Source organism: Flavobacterium sp. ASV13, from assembly GCF_000745775.1.
Classification (GTDB): Bacteria; Bacteroidota; Bacteroidia; order Flavobacteriales; family Flavobacteriaceae; genus Flavobacterium.
Map to the genome: position 1 here is coordinate 102385 of NZ_JQJY01000008.1, position 21855 is coordinate 124239.

Annotated in this window: 19 protein-coding genes; 4 read left to right on the forward strand and 15 right to left on the reverse strand. The window is 33.9% G+C overall.

Translation table 11 applies throughout. The features are described from left to right. The first annotated feature begins 2 nt into the window (after positions 1–2). From GQ47_RS16995 to GQ47_RS17005, 3 genes are all read left to right on the forward strand, one after another. A complete protein-coding gene (locus GQ47_RS16995) occupies positions 3–1505 on the forward strand; it encodes a RagB/SusD family nutrient uptake outer membrane protein (protein ID WP_051951613.1) in 1503 nt (500 codons plus the stop codon). A 198-nt stretch (positions 1506–1703) separates the two neighbouring features. Further along, positions 1704–2951, forward strand: a complete 1248-nt coding sequence (locus GQ47_RS17000) for a glycoside hydrolase family 99 protein (RefSeq protein WP_035650937.1) — start codon at positions 1704–1706, stop codon at positions 2949–2951. Positions 2952–2976: 25 nt separating this feature from the next. Then, the gene (locus GQ47_RS17005) at positions 2977–4995 is read left to right on the forward strand and encodes a glycoside hydrolase family 97 protein (protein ID WP_035650940.1); all 2019 of its coding nucleotides are present in this window, start codon (positions 2977–2979) and stop codon (positions 4993–4995) included. A gap of 314 nt (positions 4996–5309) precedes the next feature. Here GQ47_RS17005 and GQ47_RS17010 read toward each other — a convergent pair whose 3' ends face one another. The 3 genes from GQ47_RS17010 to GQ47_RS17020 form a co-directional block, all read right to left on the reverse strand. Continuing rightward, positions 5310–6221, reverse strand: coding sequence for a hypothetical protein (locus GQ47_RS17010; protein ID WP_035651385.1), 912 nt, complete (start codon positions 6219–6221; stop codon positions 5310–5312). Between the two features lie 397 nt (positions 6222–6618). Further along, complete coding sequence (locus tag GQ47_RS17015; protein WP_035650942.1) at positions 6619–7053, reverse strand: DUF6526 family protein; 435 nt, start codon at positions 7051–7053, stop codon at positions 6619–6621. 257 nt (positions 7054–7310) lie between these two features. Continuing rightward, positions 7311–7805 (reverse strand): DNA-deoxyinosine glycosylase, encoded by a 495-nt coding sequence (locus GQ47_RS17020; protein ID WP_035650945.1) that lies wholly within the window; start codon positions 7803–7805, stop codon positions 7311–7313. Positions 7806–7998: 193 nt separating this feature from the next. On the opposite strand from GQ47_RS17020, the gene GQ47_RS17025 reads away from it, so the two are divergent. Then, the gene (locus GQ47_RS17025) at positions 7999–9006 is read left to right on the forward strand and encodes a helix-turn-helix domain-containing protein (protein WP_035651390.1); all 1008 of its coding nucleotides are present in this window, start codon (positions 7999–8001) and stop codon (positions 9004–9006) included. Between the two features lie 65 nt (positions 9007–9071). Here GQ47_RS17025 and GQ47_RS17030 read toward each other — a convergent pair whose 3' ends face one another. From GQ47_RS17030 to GQ47_RS17085, 12 genes are all read right to left on the reverse strand, one after another. Next, positions 9072–10271, reverse strand: a complete 1200-nt coding sequence (locus GQ47_RS17030) for an NAD(P)/FAD-dependent oxidoreductase (protein ID WP_035650947.1) — start codon at positions 10269–10271, stop codon at positions 9072–9074. Continuing rightward, positions 10268–10807, reverse strand: coding sequence for a low affinity iron permease family protein (locus GQ47_RS17035; RefSeq protein ID WP_035650949.1), 540 nt, complete (start codon positions 10805–10807; stop codon positions 10268–10270). Before GQ47_RS17035 ends, GQ47_RS17030 begins: the two co-directional genes overlap by 4 nt. 7 nt (positions 10808–10814) lie before the next feature. Then, positions 10815–13634 (reverse strand): AsmA family protein, encoded by a 2820-nt coding sequence (locus GQ47_RS17040; protein ID WP_035650951.1) that lies wholly within the window; start codon positions 13632–13634, stop codon positions 10815–10817. A gap of 12 nt (positions 13635–13646) precedes the next feature. After that, positions 13647–14492 (reverse strand): MlaD family protein, encoded by an 846-nt coding sequence (locus GQ47_RS17045; RefSeq protein WP_035650954.1) that lies wholly within the window; start codon positions 14490–14492, stop codon positions 13647–13649. 22 nt (positions 14493–14514) lie between these two features. Further along, positions 14515–15294: an ABC transporter ATP-binding protein gene (locus GQ47_RS17050; protein WP_035650957.1), complete on the reverse strand. Its 780-nt coding sequence runs from the start codon at positions 15292–15294 to the stop codon at positions 14515–14517. A 1-nt stretch (position 15295) separates the two neighbouring features. Next, the gene (locus GQ47_RS17055) at positions 15296–16054 is read right to left on the reverse strand and encodes an MlaE family ABC transporter permease (RefSeq protein ID WP_035650960.1); all 759 of its coding nucleotides are present in this window, start codon (positions 16052–16054) and stop codon (positions 15296–15298) included. A gap of 262 nt (positions 16055–16316) precedes the next feature. Beyond that, on the reverse strand, positions 16317–18587 hold the full coding sequence (locus GQ47_RS17060; RefSeq protein WP_035650962.1) for a glycosyltransferase: 2271 nt from the start codon (positions 18585–18587) through the stop codon (positions 16317–16319). Continuing rightward, the gene (locus tag GQ47_RS17065; protein ID WP_035650964.1) at positions 18568–19647 is read right to left on the reverse strand and encodes a glycoside hydrolase family 130 protein; all 1080 of its coding nucleotides are present in this window, start codon (positions 19645–19647) and stop codon (positions 18568–18570) included. The genes GQ47_RS17060 and GQ47_RS17065 overlap by 20 nt, the downstream gene beginning before the upstream one ends. A 510-nt stretch (positions 19648–20157) precedes the next feature. Then, positions 20158–20625 carry a hypothetical protein gene (locus tag GQ47_RS17070; RefSeq protein ID WP_035650966.1) on the reverse strand — a complete coding sequence of 156 codons (468 nt, stop codon included), beginning with the start codon at positions 20623–20625 and terminating at the stop codon, positions 20158–20160. A 34-nt stretch (positions 20626–20659) separates the two neighbouring features. Then, positions 20660–21169, reverse strand: a complete 510-nt coding sequence (locus GQ47_RS17075) for a DinB family protein (protein ID WP_035650968.1) — start codon at positions 21167–21169, stop codon at positions 20660–20662. Between the two features lie 20 nt (positions 21170–21189). Next, positions 21190–21564, reverse strand: a complete 375-nt coding sequence (locus GQ47_RS17080; RefSeq protein ID WP_035650970.1) for a VOC family protein — start codon at positions 21562–21564, stop codon at positions 21190–21192. Between the two features lie 71 nt (positions 21565–21635). Next, entirely contained in the window at positions 21636–21845 is a 210-nt protein-coding gene (locus GQ47_RS17085) for a hypothetical protein (protein WP_035650972.1), read from the reverse strand. Positions 21846–21855: the final 10 nt, after the last annotated feature.

Sequence of the window (21855 nt, forward strand, 5' to 3'; positions counted from 1 at the left end):
AAATGAAAATCAAAATAACAGCAGCAATATTAATGAGCATGCTTTTTACGATATCATGTACAGATTTAAGTGAAGACTTATATGATAAAGTAGAGGATGGAAATTTTGGAAATACTTCCAAAGAAGTTGATGCATTAGTTGGAGGGGCTTATTCTTCTCTAAGAGGATTCGCTGACGGAATATCAAACAATTACCCAACTTGTGAATATGTATTCTTTTTAACTGAAACCGTTTCTGATGAAGCAACAATTCCTACCAGAGGAACAAACTGGTACGATGGCGGACAATATCAGGATGCACAAAAGCATACTTGGAAAGCGGATAACCGAATGATTCTTTCGGCTTGGCGCTACAATTATACTGGAATTGCAAAGATCAACTCCATCATTTATCAAATCGATAAATCATCTTTGACTGATACTGCAAAAGCGCCAATTTATGCTGAATTAAAAGCTTTAAGAGCTTACTATTATTATAATCTTTTAGATTTATTTGGAAATGTGCCAATTGTAACAAATTTTGAAGACACATCCCTTCCATCAAATTCTACTAGAAAACAAGTGTATGATTTTGTTGAAAAAGAATTGACTGATGCTCTTCCGCATTTAAATTCAAATGTGGTCTATTCTAAAATGACTAAAAATGTGGCGTATTCTTTATTGGCAAGATTATATCTAAATTCTGAAGCTTTTATTGGAACAGCGCGTTGGCAGGATTGTTTGAATATGTGCCAGAAAATTTCTGGTTATTCATTAACGCCAGATTTCTTTGCCAATTTCGCGACAGAAAATCAAAAATCACCTGAAATCATTTTTGCAATTCCTTACGATTCAAAAGCGGGAACTCTTGGAAATTACATGAATTCAATGTCGTGCCACTACTTGCATAAATTGACTGTTTCTGCAACTGGCGATTATCCTTGGAGCGCAAACGGAATGTGTGCACAGCCTGGTGTATTTTCTGCTTTCGCCGATACAGACAAAAGAAAAAAATGTATGGTTGCCGGAGATCAAATTAATAAAGCGACAGGACAAGTTATCGTTATGGATAACGGTGAAAAGTTGACTTATACTGAAGAAGTTACAAGTGTTGCTGATGCTAAAGAAAATCAAGGTGTTCGTTTAGGCAAATATGAAATGAAAGAAGGTGAACAGTGGGAACGTGATCACGATTTAGTGGTGATTCGTTATGCTGAAATTTTAATGATGCAGGCAGAATGTTACGTTCGTTTAGGATCTCCTGATTTAGCAAAACCATTCTTGCAGCAAGTAACAGCACGTGCGGGTGAAGAAATGCCAGCAACAATTGATCTTCATTTTATTGATCAGGAATTGCTTAAGGAATTTACGTTTGAAGGAAGAAGAAGAACGGACAACATTCGTTTTGGAACATTCTTCTTGCCTTGGTGGGAAAAAGGAACTACTGAAAAATACAGAGCGATTTTCCCAATTCCAAGTACCGTTTTAACAACAAATAAAAACCTAAAACAGAATCCTGGGTATTAGGTTATTGAATGTCAGTCTTCCATGTTGGTTAGTCGTGGAAGGCTGACATATTTTTAAGTCAGTTGGCTTCTATAAAAAATATTTTAGCCACAGATTAAATGATTTTACAGATTATTATACGATAAGAAATCCTTTTTAATCGTTTATCCCGATAGCTATCGGGAGTGGCAAAAAATATAAAAAACAAATTACATCAATATGAAAAGATATATCACCCTATTGTTTTTTGGAGTCGTGAATATTTTAATCGCCGCCGGATGTAGCAGCAGTGATGACAAAGGTCCAGATAAATCAACTGAGCCCGAAACACTTGCACCAGTAGCGATTGAAAAAACAAACAGTACCAAAATTTACGTTCATTATATGCCTTGGTTTGAAACCAATGAAAGCAGTGCCGATAAAAAATGGGGATATCACTGGACAATGGCAAACAAAAATCCAAATACTATTGGAGCAAACAACCGCAGGGAAATTGCATCATACTATTATCCGCTGATTGGGCCTTATCATTCGGGCGACAAAAATGTGATTGAGAATCATTTATTATTGATGAAATATTCAGGAATTGATGGTGTTTTGATCGATTGGTACGGCACTTATGATGTGAACGATTACCGAATGGTAAAAGAAAACACAGAGCAATTAATCGCCATGTTAAGTAAAGTCGGACTTGAATATGCAATTGTTTACGAAGACCGAGTGACAAAAAATGTTGTCGATGCAGGAAAAGCAATTTCGGTAACGAGCGCTGCAAAAACCGATTTAGCTTACATGCAGACGAATTATTTTTCTAACGCCAATTACATCAAAATAAACGGAAAACCTTTATTACTGAATTTCGGACCAATTGTATTGCAGACACCAGCCGAATGGACAAACGTTTTTAGCACATTAACTGCAAAACCTACTTTCCTGACACTTTGGGATCAATCTGTTGAAGCGGGAGATAATGCTTCCGGAGAATATTCGTGGGTTTATAAAAACAGCACTTATTTAACGAATTGGTACACTAATACAAAACCAAAACTTTCAGTTGCAATGGGAAGTGCTTATCCTGGTTTTAAAGATTTTTATGCCGAAGGTGGAGGCGGAGCAGCAATTGGCTGGACAATTGAGCACAACAACGGCGCAACGCTTGATGAAACACTTAATCTGGCAAAAAATGCAAACTTGAGCTACTTGCAATTGATTACCTGGAATGACTTTGGTGAAGGAACCATGTTTGAACCAACAGTTGAATTTGATTACAATTATATCGAAAAAGTAAAAACTTTTGCTGGAGTAAAAAACACCGAATCCTATTTTGCAGATATCAGCAAATTATACAACCTAAGAGTTGAAAAGAAAAGCAGTGCCGATGCTCAGAAAAAATTAGATCAGGCTTTTAATTATTTTGTTTCGATGCAACCTGCAAAAGCAAAACAAGTAATAAGCGAAATAAAATAAGAGCTGTAATTAATACAATTAAATAATGAAAAACATAAGATATAGATACTGCCTGATCGCATTAGCCTCAATGCTGATTTGCGCCTGTGGTACTAAAAAAACGACATATAAAATCAGCTCTCCTGGAAAAAACACCGAATTAGTTTTTGAATTGACTGCTTCAGGACAACCTCAATATAGTTTTACATCTGGCGGAAAATCGGTTATTGAACCTTCTTTGTTGGGTTTTGAGTTTCAGGGAATTCAAAAAATGACAGATGGTTTTGAAGTGGTTTCTACCGAAGAAAAAACTTCTGATGAAACTTGGGAACAACCTTGGGGAGAATTCAAAAAAGTGCGAGATCATCACAATGAATTGATTGTTCATTTGAAAGAAGCAAAAGGTGAGGAGCGCCTGGTTGATATTATTTTCAGAGTTTTTGATGATGGTGTCGGATTTCGCTATTCTTTTCCCAAACAACCTAATTTAGGCAAAGTGAAGATTTCGAATGAAGTTACGCAGTTTACGTTTAAATCAAATAATGATGTTTGGTGGATTCCGGTACACCGCGAAAACAGTTATTATGAAAGTGAATACCGCAAAACGCCAATAAGCAAAACTGATACCATTAATACCCCGGCAACTTTCGAAACAAAAGAGAAATTATATGTAGCGATTCACGAAGCTAACTTGACTGATTTTGCTTCAATGACACTTTTAAAAACAAGCGACAAACAATACAAAAGTGATTTAGTGCCTTGGGCTGATGGTGTAAAAGTGTATGCTGAAGCTCCTTTTGTAACGCCTTGGAGAACTATTGTTGTCGGAAAAACACCTGGCGATGTTGCGACTTCGACGATTATGCTGAATTTAAATGAACCTTCAAAAATTGAAGATCTTTCTTGGATTACGCCATCAAAATATATTGGAATTTGGTGGGGAATGCATTTAGAAAAATTCACTTGGGGACAAGGTCCAAAACATGGTGCTACAACAAAAAACACCAAAGAATATATTGATTTTGCTGCGAAAAACAATTTTGACGGCGTTCTGGTTGAAGGCTGGAACGAGGGCTGGGACGGCGATTGGACTGCCGATGGATCTGCATTTAGTTTTGTAAAAGCCTATCCCGATTTTAATTTGGAAGAAATTACAAAATATGCTGCCATTAAAAATGTCCGATTAATTGGTCACCATGAAACTGCGGGCGCTTCTAAACATTATGAAAATCAGCTTGAAGATGCTTTTAAATTGTATCAAAAAATGGGCGTAAACTCGGTTAAAACGGGTTATGTAAACAAATATTTGGATAAAAAAGAATGGCACGATAGCCAGTATGGAGCGCGTCATTACAGAAAAGTAATCGAAACAGCGGCGAAATATCATATTATGATTGATAATCACGAGCCAATGAAAGGAACGGGAATTCAGCGTACGTATCCAAATTTTATGTCGCAAGAAGGCGGAAGAGGGCAGGAATACAATGCATGGTCTGTTGATGGCGGAAACACTCCTCAACATTTAACAACTTTGCCATTTACAAGAATGCTTTCTGGGCCGTTTGATTATACTCCAGGAAATTTCAATTTTGATTATAAAACGCCTTCTGGAGCACGAGTGCAAACGACTTTAGCGAATCAATTGGCTTTGTATGTGATTATTTTCAGTCCGTTGCAAATGGCTTCTGATTTGCCTGAGAATTATGTTGGAAAACCTGAATTTCAATTCATAAAAGATGTTCCATGTACTTGGTCTTACACAAAAGTTTTGGATTCTAAAATTGGAGAATACACTACAATTGTCCGTAAAGATTGGGACGAGAAAAACTGGTATTTAGGTTCAATTACAAACAAAGATGCCAGAGATTTAAAAGTGGAATTGTCATTTTTAGATACCGGAAAAGAATATGAAGCAACAATTTATGCAGATGGAGAAGGAGCAAATTATAAAACAAATCCGTATCCGGTTACGATTTCAAAACAAAAAGTAAATAATAAAAGCGTAATAAATATCAAATTGGCAGCTGGAGGAGGAACGGCTATAAAATTCACTCCGTTAAATTAATTGAATTAGTTTTCGTTTATTTTAGTTAAGTTTAAGTTTGAGCAAATGAGCCCGATTTCTTTTTAAAGATTTCGGGCTTGTTTATTTTTTGTTTCAAGTTTCAGGTTTCAAGTTTGTCGTTGACATTTTAACCGCAATCCCGATAGCTATCGGGAGCAAGGTTTTTATTATCTGTATGACTTAATATAAACGCAAAGTTCGCAAAGCTTTATCTAGAAAACTTTGCGAACTTTGCGTAATCCTTAGCTCCCGATAGCTATCGGGATTGCGGTTAAAAAAACTTAGAGCCTTAGAATCTTAGAACCTTAGCAATTTTATTTATGAAGTTTAACATGACTTCCAAAAGTATAAACAGCAGCTATAGTTGGTCCATTATAACCCCATTTAAAGAAACCATTTAGTCTTTCTTTTTCAGCGTCAACTCTAATATTTAAGCCTGTAAATCCTGCTGTTAAACTAAAGTTTTTATAAACGTTATATAATACAGAAAGGTTGTAGCTCAAAATACGACCATCGATATCATTTACTTTTAAAGCGAAGTAATTGAAATTAGCATAAAGCCCCACTTTTTTGCCTAATACAAATTCTCCCCAAATACCAATGTCTGGTAATGGCGCAGTCACACCAAAATCATCACTAAAAGAAACTTGCTGTGTTTGCCCTTCCAAACTCAGACCAACATCTATTAACATTACGTGAGCACCTATTAAGGCACCTATTTCATAAGTTGGTTTTGACACAAACGCGTAGCCATAATATATTCTAATAATCTGATTGTCAAAAAATGCTGAAACACGCCCATCAACTGGATAAGTATGATCACCAAATTCGATATCTTTTTGAAGGGTTTTTGTTGATGTTCTGTCTAAATAATAATATTCAGAACCTAGTCTTGATCTTCTTGAAATGCGCCACTCAAAAGAAGCAGCAAATGATTGGGTGTTTTTTTTAAAACCGAGATCTTTTTCAAAATCAATCATGTTTCCAAAATCACCGTTATTGCTTCCGACTTCCACTTGGGTATTATTTACAGGAAAAAATGCTCCGGCTGTAAACTTAAAACGTCTTGCATGCCAAGGTAAATCTTCGGGATCATAATTTTGAAAATCTTCGTCTGAATTATTGTGTACGGAAGGCAAAGTATCAGATGGAATTTCGGCAGTAATTTGTGCATTGGCTGAAAGACAAGAGAAGCAAACTATCATAAAACAAATTAATTTTTTCATCGGATTTAATTTTAGAGTTTTTGATAAATTTTTAACACTTAAAGTTAACAAAAAAAATCATTCATTTAATTTTTTGCCGTTTATTATTTAGATAATTCCGTTGATTATCAGTTTAATAGTGTTTTGGAATTCAAAAATTCATAAAATATCTCTTGAAAATGAGTGTCGCGTGAGGGATAGAAGTAGTCCGCCGCGGCGGAGCGGATAGCCCGACAGCTTTTAAAAAAAGGCCTCAATACGCACAAAGCATATTAAGGCCTTTTTTTAAAAGGTGGCACGTCCTTATTGTATAAGTTATGAATTATGAGTTATGAGTTTTGAAATGTAAAATGATGACATATAGTGTGAATTCATAATTCATAACTCATAATTCATAATTCATAACTCATAACTAAAATTAAACCCTATCATAATCCGCTTTCCAGTGTATGATGGCTTTTTTGATGGCATCTCCGGTAAGGTTGTTTTTTAAGGCATCTTCAAGCAAGGGCAAAAATTCATTGTCTGGTGCAAAACGAAGCGCGAAAATTTGATCATCAGTTAATTTGTATTCGAATTCTTCAAGTCTTTTTCCAGTCAATGTGAAGTAACGGTAACGAAGTTCTAAACGTACGATTCGGTTTTGTAAAATCAAGGCGTAATGCTGACGAAGCATGAAAGCCAGGAAAAAAAGAAATATAAAACAAACGCTTATAAATGACCAGATTAGTGTGTCGTTTGTAGTACAGGCAAAATAAATGCTGCATAGTAAAAAAACAGTTAAAATGGGATAATATACAAAATGATGAGGTGTGTAAAATCGTATGTGGTTGTAATAAGTTTGTACTTTCATAATTATTGTTTTTGGTATTAATTAAAAAAACAAAGCTACCCTAAAAATTAGAATAGCTTTCTTTCTCAAAATAAACTAACATAACCAATGTTTCCTTTATACTCTAAACTTTTTAAAGTTTGTAATTCTATTTATTTGAAAAAAGCCTTCATTTCTGTCTTAAATCTTTTGCTGTTATGGCTTTAATTTCTTGATAGTAAAATTAGTACGTGTGGGATTTTTTTTGTTATACTTTAAGTTCAAATTGTTATAAAATTTCAACTATTGTTTTGTAAGTCGGCAATAATTTTCCATTCGGATAATTTTGAATCGAAAGTTTTTCCAGCATTGGCGGGACTTGTCGACGGAAGTGTGTAAAGTTGGTAAGGATTTTTCAGATGTACGTATTTTTTGAAAAAGGCATGCGCTTTCTGGCCATTGAAAAGTATAGTTTTAATGTTTGGATGCTGTTTTAAAAAGCTTTCAAAATCGTTGGCAATTTCATTTTTAATGGCAGTGTCCAAACTTCCTATTCGTTCACAATATTGTAAAACATCCCAAACTGCAATTTTATTTTTTTTAAGTATTTCTTTTCGGACTTCATAATCAAAGGAGAAATCTTCGTTTAGAATTATAAAAATGAATTTCCAGAAATTATTCTGCTTGTGCCCGTAATATTGATTTAACTCTAATGATTTTGTACCAGGCATTGTTCCTAGAATTAGAATTTCAGAATCATTTGTCGAGATTGGAGCGAATGAAAAGCTTTTCATTTTTTTTGAATTAAGAAAATTTTTGTTTGAGTTAAATTTTTAATTCCGAAGTAATTATAAAACAAAACGCCAAAATTATATAACATTTTTGATCGATGCTTGACCGAACTTTGGAATATTGATTTATAAAACAAAAGAATTTGTTTTTTGCCTGAAATATGAAATAAAAATACCGAATCTAAATATAAGCAAAATGAAAATAGTTACCATACATACAGAGCAAATCCAAACAGTGTTTGAGGAATTAAATAATAATTTAGACGGAACAATAACTTTTGATTTCGATGAATATGCTTTAGAAATCAATAATAGTTTTGCTAAAGGAACTATCACGGGAGCTTCTTTCAACGATAATATTTCGTATGTTCAATTTGATATGACGTTTTCGACAGCGGTACGAATGGATTTTTTGAATGTAGTATCAACGCCTGTTTATTTTGCGTATTGTTCAAAAGGCGGTTTGTCGCACAGTTTTGGAATTAATGGCGAAGAACGTAAGTTTCAGACTTTTCAGACTGCTATTTTGGCTTCAAATCAAAATCAGGATAATGTTTTGTTTTTTGAAAAAGATGTGAATACTAAACTGACTCTGATTATTGTAGGAACTGAGGTAGAATCTCATTTAATACCTTCTTTAAACCAAAAAGTAAAAGAAACTTTTTTTGAAAATAATGCACTTCAGAACTTTTTTTATATGGGTTCATACAATTTAAAAATTGCTGAAAAAATCGAACAACTAAACGCTGTAACTCAAACCGGAATAGTTAGAAATTTGTTGAAAGAAGGAATTCTGAAAATCATTCTCGCAATGGAAATCCAACAACACAGCGACGATTTAAATGCTTTTCCAAAAGATGCAAATTGTCTGACTTTAAAAGAAATGGAAGAAATAAAAGAACTTTCAGAATTTATAAAATCAAGTCCGGAAGAACCATTTACGATAAAATCACTGAGTAAAAAATCGGGTTTATCGCCAAATAAACTTCAGGAAGGATTTAAAATGATTCACGACAGAACGGTAAATGATTACATCACGCACATGAGGGTTTTGAAAGCCGAAATTTTAATGCGTACATCCGATTTAAATATTTCTGAAATCGTGTATTGCATTGGTTTTACAAGCAGAAGTTATTTCTCCAAAATTTTCAAACAAAAATTCAATTGTAGTCCGAAAGAATATAAGTTTAATCTAAGTTGCTAAGGTTCTAAGCTATATTGAAGCTGAACTTAGTATCTTAGCAACTTAGTACCTTAGTACCTTTTTTCTCAACGCCCAAAGCGATAATATTCTAAATCCATATTGCTTTTATTGTTTATGGAATCCAAAATTGAATTCATCCCGATGATACTGAATGTAATTCCGTTTCCGCCAAAACCTAAAACGTAATGTTCATTTTTTTTAGGATCTGGTTTTCCAAAGTAAGGTAGGCCATCTTTTGTTTCGCCAAATGTTCCTGCCCAAGAATAATCTAGTTTAAAATTGATGTTTGGAAATTTTCTTTTGAAGGAACGCATCAAAAATTGTTCTTTTTTCGGAATTAATTTATCACGTTTTTTTGCGTCTACAAAATCTTCATCGCCTCCGCCTATAATCAATCTATTGTCAGTAGTAGCTCTAAAATATAAATAAGGATTTGAGGTATCCCATAAAATCGAGTTTTTGAAGACTGCAGGCAAATCAGGTAAACTTTCAGATGCAATGACATAAGTGCTTTTTAGATCGACCACTTTTTCTTTTAGGGTTTCAGTGCTTTCATAACCGGAACAATGTATTATGTGCTCTGCCGTAATAAGATTTCCACTTTCTGTTTTAGCGATAGATTTGCCGCCATGATTACTTATCGATTCAATATTTGTGCGGTCAAAAATTTCCATTCCTTTATCACGGCAATAAATAAGTAAATCCTGTGCCAAATGATAAGGATCTACAACAGCGGCTGTTTTGGATTCTATACCCGCAATTGCTTTTAATCCCATTGTTTCTAATTCGGCTTTTCCAAGCCAGTTGACATCAAATCCGTGTTGTTTTCTAACCTTAAATTCATTTTTTAGAAAAGAAATATCTTTTTTAAGCGTACAGAAATAAATACTTTTTTTAAACTCAAATCCGCAGTCGCTTTGTATGTTGTCAATAATAGTTCGTAAATCAAAAATCGCTTTTTTCCCGTTTCTGTAGCTGTTTATGGCACAGTCAGCGCCACGCATTTTGATGAGTTCATGCAACGAAACATCAATTTCATACTGAAGCAACGCGGTGCTTGCGGCGGTGCTGCCATTACAAATATCGCGTCGGTCAACAAGAACAACTTTTTTTCCGTCATTAATTAGTTTATAAGCAATCAATGCGCCTGTAATTCCTCCGCCAATAATCAGAATCGGGGTTTCGATATCTGAATTTAAGGAAGGATAACTTGCTTTCATTTCGTTTTTTAAAGGCCAAAAAGTTTCGGTTGAGCGTAGTTTCATTTTTTAGCGGTTTTTGAGGTAGTTGTCGAATTTGGTTTTTTTGCTGTTTTGCTTTTAGGCTTATTCTCCGTTTTATTTTCAGTTCTATTTTTATTTTTTCGTGAATGTTGCTCTTGTGCTTCAGCAATAGAATGCGATGTTCTTATGGTTTCGTCTTTTTTGGCGAGCTCGCTTAACCTGCGATAATATTTTTGAACGATTTCCATTTCTTCTTCCGTCATGCTTTCAATATCAACCAAACTGTTGCTGGAAAATTCGCTTGACGCAACCAATTCATTAAGTTTTAACTGAATCGCCAGCGAATCTTTGTTTTGTGCTTTCTGAATTAGAAAAACCATCAAAAAAGTGATGATTGTGGTTCCGGTATTGATAACCAATTGCCAGGTTTCGGAATAATCGAAAAATGGACCGGAAACCGCCCAGACTACAACAATTAAAAAAGCGATAATAAAGGCCGGAGTACTTCCGGTGGCTTTGCAAACAGCACTTGCGAACTTTTCGAAAGCACTATTTTTATTTTGAGTTTTTGTTTTCATTAGAAATTTACTTTTTGGTTTTGCTTACTTTTTCTTCCCTGATTACTTTATTATGTTTTTCATCATAAACAGCTTCATCGATTTTTTGTCCTGTTTTGCTGAAAATCTTAATTTTTGGATCTTCATGTGTTCCGGTGATGACAATTGGAAATCCAATTATTCCAAATGGCGGAAGTCCCAATCGCATTCTTAAATCCAATAAACCATCAAAACTAGTAGTTCCTTTAATCGTTGGTCTAAAACTGGCAACGGAAAAAGTAAAAGGTTCAACGCGAATTAAATTATTGTCAATTGTAGAATTGATTTCGATTCCTTTCATATCTGGATTGTCCAGCCCTTTTTGTCCCGTTTTTGAGCTGATTCCGTCAAATAATTTCAATCCTTTAACCTGAACATCACGTAAGTTTATGGTTCCGCCACCTTCGAGCGATTCATAAATTGGACCCATATTTCCATTTAAATCACCTTTCACTTTATAATCGACAGAAATAATTCCCTGCGCTTTTTCGGCAACTGTTACCATATCATGAAACATCGGAATTTCTTTGTAGGCGCGTTGTACATTAAAATCTTTAGCGGTAAAATGCGAATCAAAATGGGCAGTTGTCGGCGATTCGTCTTTATAAGAAGCATCGACTCCTAATAAACAATCGATGATATTAAAAGTGGTATTTTGCAAATAAAAATTTCCTTTGTCAATTCTGGTTTTACCCGAAAGTTTGTTTAATATCAAACCGTTGTATTCTACTTTATCAGCATTTGCAATTAGCGACACATTCAGGTTTTTCGGAATCATCACAACACCACTCATTTTCGGATGATCTTCTTTGGCATAATCGACTTCAAGATTTCGATCAGTATTTTCACCTTTTTTGAGCGCCATAAATTCATCAACATTAATCAGTTTTGATTTCATGTTGAAATTCCCGCTCAAAGTTCCGTGTGATTCAAGGAAATAGTTGATGGTGTTTAAAAGATATCCGTTAATATCAAAATCTGATTTTCCATACGAAGCATTGAATTTTTCAAACCACATTTTTTCATTTTGAAAACGGAAATTTCCTTGTTTGATATAGAACGCTTTCGGAAAAAGTTCAGATGTCGCTTTAATATTTTTTAGCAAAAGAGTTCCTCGATTATCCAATTTATCATATTGACCATTAGCAGCGTAACTTTGTTTACCCTTAAAAGATAAATCAGCTTTTGCATAACCTGTTACATCAACTCCTTTTTGAGAGAAAACCTGATAAATTCGGCCAACATTCAGTTCACCTTTGATTTTTGCATTATAAGCCAAATCACTAAAATCAGAAAGTGTTGCGTTTACATACATCGGATTTCCTTCAAAAACAAAGGATGCCGGCGCCACAGCCACAATTAAATCCTGATACGTTCCAGCTTTATTGAGCACATTGGCCACAAAAGTGATATCGGTAATTGGGTTAGGATAGGAGTCCGTTTTGAGCCAGCCGTTATGTAGTGCGATACCGCCAATTGTTTTTGGAAATAATTTTTTTGAAGTGCTAAAAAGTCCTTTAGCCTGAATATTTGTTTTTAAAATTCCTTTTAATTCAAGAGTATTCAAACCCAATGCCGCGTCAACAACAGCCAAATCCAATGCACCTTTTACGCTCGCATCAATCATCATTTCGTGCAAACCTTTACTGTGTAAATAAGCATTGAAATAATCTTTTTCGCCTACCTTAAATTTAAAAGTTCGAAGATTGACCAATAATTGCTCTCTGTCTAATTCAGGCAAAATCGCATTCAAATTCATTTGAAAATCAGTCAAGGGAACCGGGGCATTTTTATAATTTACAGCACCATTATTGATTTTTAAATTAAAAGCTAAATTTGGCTTTTGTTTTTTGGCGACATTGTAATTTCCCTTAAAAGTGAAAAGAAGATCACTTCGACCTAAAATATCTGTTTTTTCCAACCACGTTAAATATTCTGGAGGCATTACAGATAATAAATCTTTTACCGTAGTATTTTCTGAAGCAGCTTTAATATTGATTTTATAGCCGTCTCTTAAAATAGTCAAAAGCCCTGTAAATTTTAAGGGCAGTTTATTGATTTGAAGTTCATTTTTTTGAAGAATAAACGAAAGGGCATGCGTATTGATTCGCGTTATCAAATCGGCACTTACATGTTTTCTTCTCAAATACCCAGTGCGGTCATAATAAAAATCAAGATTGTCAATGTCAGCATTGGTATTTAAATCAAAAATATCTTCGCTTAGATTTCCTTTTCCAACATAATTAAAACCTTTTGCATCGATTAAAACTTTTGCCGAACGGTCATTATATTTGACATGGCAATTTTTAAGATCTATTCTTTCGAGTCGTATTGCAGTTCCTTCTTCGGGCGCGTTAGGATCTTTTTTATCGTTTTTTCGATCCTCGGGCGCAATATAAATATTGTAGTTCGCTTGCCCTTTTTGGTTGATCATTATATTGATCAAAGCATCAGAAACGTACAATTTATTGATTTTGACTTCATTGTCAAAAATCAATCTTTTCAGGTTTATTCCAAATGAAACCTGTTCGGCTTTCAATAAAGTATCATTGCCGAAAGGAGCAGATCCCGTCATCGACAAATCATCTAACGAAACGGTCAGTAATGGAAAATGAGTAAAAAAGGAGAGCTTAGATTTCGAAAAATCCAATTTGGTATCTAAACGTTCATTGGCAATTTTTTTAACTTCAGAGGCAATTTTTCCGGGAAAAAATAACGGAATTAGAAAAAGCAATAATAATATTCCTGCGATTGTTATTCCACTCCATTTTAGAATTTTAAGGCTTATATTTTTATACGAAGTTTTCATGGCGTAGAAATTTTACTGTTTTTTTTCAGGCTCTTTTTTAGCTTCCTCGGCTTTTTGTTTGTCCTGTTTTTCTTTTTCTTCTTTTTCTTCTTTAGCTTTTTCTTGTTTTTCCTTTTCTTCTTTGGCAGCTTTCTCTTGCTGTTCCTCCTGTTTCTCTTTAATTTCTTCTTGCTTTTTCGCTTTTTCTTTTTCTTTTTCTTTTTTCTTGAAGTAGCCTCTAAAAAGGAAATTGCTTTTTGCTGCTTCCATATTTTCACTGAAACCTTTAGTACCGCTTTCTAAGTTTGAAAGCGTATTTGTAACACTATTTGCCATTTTATCATCGCGCACTAGTCTTGCCAAAGCACCGTTTCCGTTGTTCATACTGTGGCTGAAAATGGCCAGTTCTTCAGAAATTACGCCTACGTTGTCAACACTTTTTTTGACGCTTTTCATGATGTCATTCATTTCGATTCCGTTAATAGAAGCAATCACACCGTTGTCTTCAATAATTTTTGTTGATTTAACGCCGGGAGTAATGGTCAGCACTTTGTCGCCCATTAATCCGTCAGAACCAATAGACGCGCGGGCATCGGTTTTGATGAATTTTCGAATTTCATCTTTAATAACCATTGAAACTACTACAGAAGAATCGTTTATAATGCTGATTTCTTCTACAGTTCCAATGTTAATACCAGAAAAACGAACATTGTTCCCGACTTCTAAACCGCTTACCGTTTTAAATTTTGAACTGATGTGAAAAGTAGAACCAAACAGATTTTTTTGTTTTCCAATAAAATAAATGGCCATAATAAACAGCAGCAGCCCAACCGATACAAACATTCCTAATTTCCAATTATATCCTGATTCCTTTTCCATGATTTCTACAATTTATTTTGCTTTATTCAAAAAATGAGCGCACCCATTCGTCTTCATCTTTTTCCAGTTCTTCATAGGTTCCTTCGGCATGGATGACTCCATCTTTTAGAACCATAATGCGGTCGGCAGTCATTTTGGCGCAGGCCATATCGTGCGTAATTATTATCGATGAGGTTTTTTGTTTATGTTTTATATCCAGAATAAGTTCGCTTATTTCTCGCGACGTAATTGTGTCTAATCCTGTTGTGGGTTCATCGTATAGAATGATTTCTGGTTTTAGAATTAATGTTCTTGCTAAACCAATTCGTTTTCTCATTCCGCCAGATAATTCAGCAGGCATTTTATCAATTGCATCTCCTAAACCAACACTTTCAAGGGCTTCAATAACTTCATTTTCAATTTCCTCTTCGTTTAAATCTCTTCTGTGTGCACGTAATGTAAAAGCCAGATTTTCTCTAACCGACATTGAATCGTAAAGCGCACCGCTTTGAAATAAAAAACCAATTCGAACCCGCATTTTATTTAATTCTTCTTTTGAAAGATTCAGTAAATTTTCATCAAAAACAGTTATTTCGCCCTGATCCGGTTCAATCAAGCCCACAATACATTTTATAGTAACTGATTTTCCAGAACCAGAACGGCCTAGAATCACCAAATCTTCACCTTTATTGACGGTGAGATTGACGCCTTTCAGAACTTCATTGTCTTTGCCAAAAGTTTTACGCAGATTCTTGATCTCAATGATTGGAGTCTGTTTTTTTTCTTTTGATTTTTGTTTGATATTTTTTTCTTCTTTAATCATCTTAAAAAAATAAATCGGTTATTTGTACTGCGACCATATCAATAATAAATATGCTTAAAGAAGCCGTAACGACAGATGAATTTGCAGCTCGGCCTACGCTTTCTGTTCCATTTGCGGCATTAAATCCTTTATAACATCCAATCATTCCAATAAAAAATCCAAAGAAGAATGTTTTTATGGTTGCCGGAATCACATCTAAAAATTCTAAAGACTGAATAATTTGAGTTAAATAACGATAGAAATTGACATCTCCGTGAATATTTATTCCAACGTATCCACCAATAATTCCAACGGCATCGGCAAAAAACACTAATATTGGGACCATTAAGGTACAAGCGGCAATTCTGGTTACAACCAAATAATTATAAGGATTGATGGCCGAAACTTCCATAGCGTCAATTTGTTCTGTAACTTTCATAGAACCTAATTCGGCACCAATTCCAGATGAAATTTTACCTGCACATATTAAGGCTGTTATCACGGGAGCAATTTCGCGAATCAGCGAAAGTGCCACCATTCCGGGAAGCCAGCTTTCTGCGCCAAATTTTACCAATGTGGGGCGAGACTGAAGCGTGAGCACCAACCCCATTATGAAACCTGTTATAGCAACCAATGGCAATGATTTGTAGCCAATAACATAACATTGTTTTAAGAACTCTTTTGCCTCATAAGGAGGAATTAGAAGCTCCTTAAAAAAACGCGATGCAAACACGGTTGCATTTCCAATTTGTGCGAATGTATTTTTTAAGCTGAGAATCAAAATAATGTTGTTTTAGAGTTGAAACATATTGCAAATCAGTTTTTTTAACAGTTTTGTATGCCTTTTGTAATTATAGAGGAAAGTTACCCTAATACTTGTTAAAATCTTTTACACAACTTTTTTGGAAGCTTATATAATTTTCATTAGGATACAATAATTCGTCAGAAATTGCGTTTTTTGGTCCTCAAAACAAAAAATCCCTTTCATTGAGAAAGGGATTTTAAGGGTTTAAAAGAATTTTGGTCAGCTTTGCTGTTTGAATTTATGAGTTGATTGCAATTCCTGTTCTAGATTTCAAAAGCGGAATAACTCGGAACTGCGATAAAGCTAATTTCTCCATTAATAATCTTGCCGTCAGAAAACATACAGTTGATTCGGCACCTTGATTTAAGTTAACATTTTCTTTTTCAAGTCCGTCATAACCACCGCCGCTCACCGGATTGTACATAATTTGATTTAAATGATTTTTGCCTAAAAACCAGTTAAAGGCAGCTTTCATTTTCTTTTTGTAATGCGGTGTTTTAAAAGCATTATAGAAAGTATTTAATGTTTGAATTGTATAGGTAACATCAATTGGCTGTTCTCCGTATTCATTTGGTTCAGAGCCTTTATGATGCCAGCTTTGATTTGAAATTGCTTTAAAATTGCCATTTACAAATGTTTTAGAGATCAAGAAATCTAATGAGTCTAATGCTACTTTTTTGTAGACAGGTTTATTGGTAATTAAATAAGCATAAAGCATTGATTCTGGAAGAATTCCATTTCCGTATGTTAAATAATTTTCAAACCACTGCCACTCTTCAGTTGCTGTGTCTTCATAATTTGCCAGCAATTTTGCATTTAGTTTATTGATTATGGCTGCGACATATAAATTAGGAATTGCAGTGTGATACAAATACAAACCTTTAGTAGCAAATCCAATAGAACGTGGTGACTGAATAGTTTCTGCCCATTTTAATGAATTCAATAAACATTTTGTTGCTTTTTTAATAATAGCTTCCGGAAGCATATCTGAAAGAGAAACTACCGTTCCTAACGCCCAGATTGCTCTTGCATTTGAATCTTCTAAATTAACTTCGGCATTTTGTTCAATATGCTCTCGGTTTTCCTGATCGACATAATTGATGAAATCTCCTTTTGGTTTTTGACAACGCTGAATAAAATCTAAATAGATTAAAATATAAGGTAAATCATCTTTATCCTGAGTCAGTTTATAATGCATGCAAAAAGCAATTAATGCTCGTGCATTATCATCTAAAGTATAGCCTGAATCTAAATCGGGAACAGAAATTTTGCTGAACTGAATAATACCAAGTTCTGTAGTCAGTTTTTTAATATGATTCAAGCGAATTTCAGGATAACTAAATTTGATTTCCGATGGATTTTCTATTAATTTTTTATAGGTATTGATGTGCGTAATGGCGGCATTTTCCCAAGAAGAAGCGCGCATTTTAGTAAACGATTGGATTCCCATTTCGTTTCTTAAATTTTCATCAGAAATCAGTTTTATTGCTGCTTCTGCAAATTGATCGACATTTCCAATATCAACTAATATTCCTGAATCTGGCGTTAAAACTTCTCTTGTATGCGGAATTTTTGAAGCAACAATCGGACAAGCACAGCTCATCGCATAAGCAAATGTGCCACTTACTGCCTGATTTGGATCTTTAGAAGTAAACATGTAAATATCTGTTGCTTTTAGATAATCTAAAAGTTCATCAGTATCTAAATATTGATTAATGAAACGAACGTTGTTTTCAAGTTTTAAATCCGCAACAATCGCTTCAAGTTTATCTCGGTAAGTATCTACGCCATCTTTAATTAAATTTGGGTGCGTTTTTCCAATTATTAAGTAAAGCGCATTTGGTGCTTTTTCAATAATTTTTGGAAGCGCCTGCAATCCTGTTTCTATGTTTTTTCCTTCGCCTAAAAGTCCAAAGGTAGAAAGCACTAATCGATCCTGAATATTTAATTTTTCTTTTGCCTGAGCTGGAGTTTCATAAACCACGATGTGAGTTCCGTGTGGTACGTAGGTAATTATTTTTTCATCGATTTCATAATCCTCAATCAAAATTTCCTTTGATTTATTTGTCATTACAAAAACCGAATTGCTGTAACTCAATAACAGTTTTACAAACGTTTTTAAATCATTATTCGGATTTGGAATTACACTATGAAAAGTAAAAGTAACCGGTTTTTTAATCGCATTTAAAAAGTCTAAAATATAATCTCCATAATTCCCTGAAAATAAACCAAATTCATGTTGAATATGAACTAATTTTACCGCTTCATCTTTATTGATTTCTTCAGCTGTTTTAGCATATTCCTCTCTGTTTTTTGTGTTTAAAGTAAATGCCTGTGTAGGTTTTTCTTTTGGTTTATCAACAAGTTCACATATTTCGCATTTGATTGATTTACCATAAACATCTGTGATTCCTTTAATTGTATCTTGTGTATAAGTTGCTATTCCACATTGAGTTGGAGGAAAAGTTGAAAGAAAAACTATTTTCGATTTATTTGATATCGTCTTCATGGGGATTCTGTTTTAATTCGGTTAATAAGTCGTTCAAGTTCAGTGAAGCCACCGCAATTTTGTCATCGGCGGCACCGTAATAAATATATAGAAGGTCATCAAAAATGGCTGTTCCGGTTGGAAAAACTACATAATTTACATAACCGTGTCGTTCGTAATGTTCTGAAGGCGTAATGATAGGTTTTGTTAATCTTGCCAACACTTTTGCAGGATTATTAAGATCCAATAAAGCAGCGCAGGCATGATATACCAAGCCTTTTTCTCGTCTTTCAGCTGCATGATAAATCAGCAGCCAACCATCTTTGGTTTCAATTGGTGGGGCGCCTGGACCAATATGACTGGTTTCGTGGTCAAATTTTGGTTCCAGAATAATATGGTCTGGTAAGTTTTTAATGTACTCTTTCCAGAATTCAACAGTTAAGTCACTTTTTTTATCAAAAGAGACAATCTGAATGGAAGGAAACAATCTGTGTAAAGCTATAAATTTTCCACCAATTTTCTTAGGAAAAAGGACTACATTTTTATCCCAAACAAACAAATTTTCTTTCATTGTTTCTGTCAGCGGATAATTTCTTGCTGTATTGAAAGCTAATATTCTTGCTATACTTGGGTTTTGTAAGTGTCTTCTAATCAGATTTGTAAAATCGTGTAAAATAAATTTAGGCGTTATTATCCCTTTTTTTTTAAACTTGATTAAATCTTTTGATGTTGCCAAAGCACCACATGCATTTATTCCGTCGTATGTTACATACGTCATATAAAACGTATTATCAATTTTTGTAATTCTGGGATCTTCGACGCCGTGGATTTCATAAATATATTCAGGAACAAAAATTGGCTCTGTATGGCGCTCCACTAATGTTTTTGGTCCCTCAAATCTGCAATATCCAATCGTTGAAAAATTACCTCTTTTTGCAGCTCTGTAAAACATATGAATGTTATTTCCATCTTGATAAATAGCAGGATTTAAAACACCTAATTCTTCAAAAGAGCGTTCCGTTTTTTCTAAAATTATGCCATGCTTTGTAGCTGTAATGCTTTGAACCGTTGCTATTTCCATAGTGCTAATAAATTTTATCTAAAATTACTTTACGAACTAAGCGACGATTAATCCAATCGATCAAAAAGTTAACTCAAAAACATTTGTGTGGGAATTTTGTAACAGCTATTCGTGAATTGTAAAACGTTATGAGCGAGTATAGTAAAATCCTAATGCGTTAATAAAAAAACTTTTAGAGTCAATGAAAATCTGTTCAGAAATTACCTTTGAAAAATAATAAAAAGACTATGAAAATTTTATTAACAAATAAAATCATGAAGTATGACACATTGGACAGTTACTTTTGTTGTACTCGCTTTAATAGCGGGAATCTTGGGATTTGGGACAATGGGAAATGATCAATCCTTGTTTTGCCAGGCGCTGTTTATTGTATTTTCAATATTATGCTATATAACCGTAATAATTGGAAAGATAAAAATAACGCATTAAAAAAGTTGTAACTAGAAAACAAAAAAGCGAAACCTAATAATTTAGGTTTCGCTTTTTTTAATTTTATATTTTGTTGTCAAGCTATTGTCGAAACGATAGATATTTTTTGTGAAGGAAGGCTATCGGAATTCCAATGCAACAGATCAAAATTATCATGGATAAGAATAACGGAAAATCTAAATGTTTTTCTGGCAAAACTGGAAATACAACCGGAAGAACTACAAGATTCATTATAATCCAAACAAAAATGCCGTAAACAATTCCAGATATTAATGTGTTTTTTTTCAAAAATGAAAAATAAGGGTAAACGGTAAAATAAAACCAAGTAAAGGTAAAAGCTATAAAATAATGCAATAATAACCCGTATAATGCCATTTGCGAGCCTCCAGAATAGGCTTCTTTTTTAAAGATACCGCTTGCAATAGATTGTAAAATTTTAACTCCGGTGGTTTTGTTCAGAATTCCGGCATAAATAGTAATTGCAGCAACAACGTCGAGAGTTCCGGCAATTAATCCTGTAATAAAAATTGCTCCGCTTTTTGATTTCATATAAATAGGTTTTGGTTGATTTGAAGCTTTGGAATTATATTTTGGTCAGCATTTTAAAAATAGAATTTAATTGGTGTGTATGTCTTTGCGTATGTACGAGTGCAAAATGAATCCATTCATAAATCGTGAAATTTTCAAAACCAGGAACATGAAAATCCAGACAAGTTTGGGTTAAATCATGCTTTTCAGTTTCCTCAAGCAAATCCGATTCTATTTTTAAGATAGATAAAGTTAATGAATTTTTATTGTAATCTTTTTTTTCCGGTACAAGAAACTCAGGAGAGCTCATTTTAGTATTAAAATTGAGAAAAATGGAATCTAATTGCGATACAAATTCATCATATTTTCGAATGGTTTTTTTTTTATTTCCCCCAAATAATTTTGGATAGCCAGAACAGGCAAGTATAATATGTTGCGTTGTTTGTCCTGCGGTCCAGCCGTCTTTATAAGGAATTGTGTTAAATTCTTCTTCTGAAAAAGAAGAAACTATTTCGTTTAATTTTTTGAATGTTTCAACAATATTCTTTTGAACTTCGGTTTTCATATTATTGATTTTTAAGTTAATCAGTTTACTGATGTAATCCACCAGACATTTCCAAACGGATCAGTTACGCCACAGGTTCTTCCATAATCCTGATTGCTTAATCCCATTAAAGAAGTGGCTCCGTTTTCTAAAGCTTTTTTATATGTTTCATCAGCATTTGGAACATAAACAAACAAGTTTGCATTTTGTTTCGCCCAGTCTGTTGTTTCATCGGTAATCATTATGGTGCTTCCGTTGAGTGTAATTTCGGCATGCATAATGGTTCCATCTTCGCGAAGGGATTTGGAACTCGTTTCAGCTGCTCCAAAGACATTTTTTGTGAAATCTATAAATTTAGATGCGCCTTGCAAAATTAAATAAGGCATTATCGTTTGATGTTCTGCTGGAATATTCATTTTTCAAAAAATTAAGTAAATTAAAATTACAATTTTATTTTTAATATTTTGTAATTCAGTTGATTATGAATTTAAAGAAGTGTTTCGCACTGATACCCGCAGGAATTTAGAAGTTCAATTACGCTAGTATTGCAAATAGATGATGCCTGGATACGAAGAATTTTATCGCAATCTTCTAAATCAAAATTGATAATGCTGTTTGGAAAATGTTCAAGAAGTTTCCCAACAATCAGATTAGATTGTTCAACTTCCTGAACATTTGTTTTGAAAACCTCAATCATCACAACACAA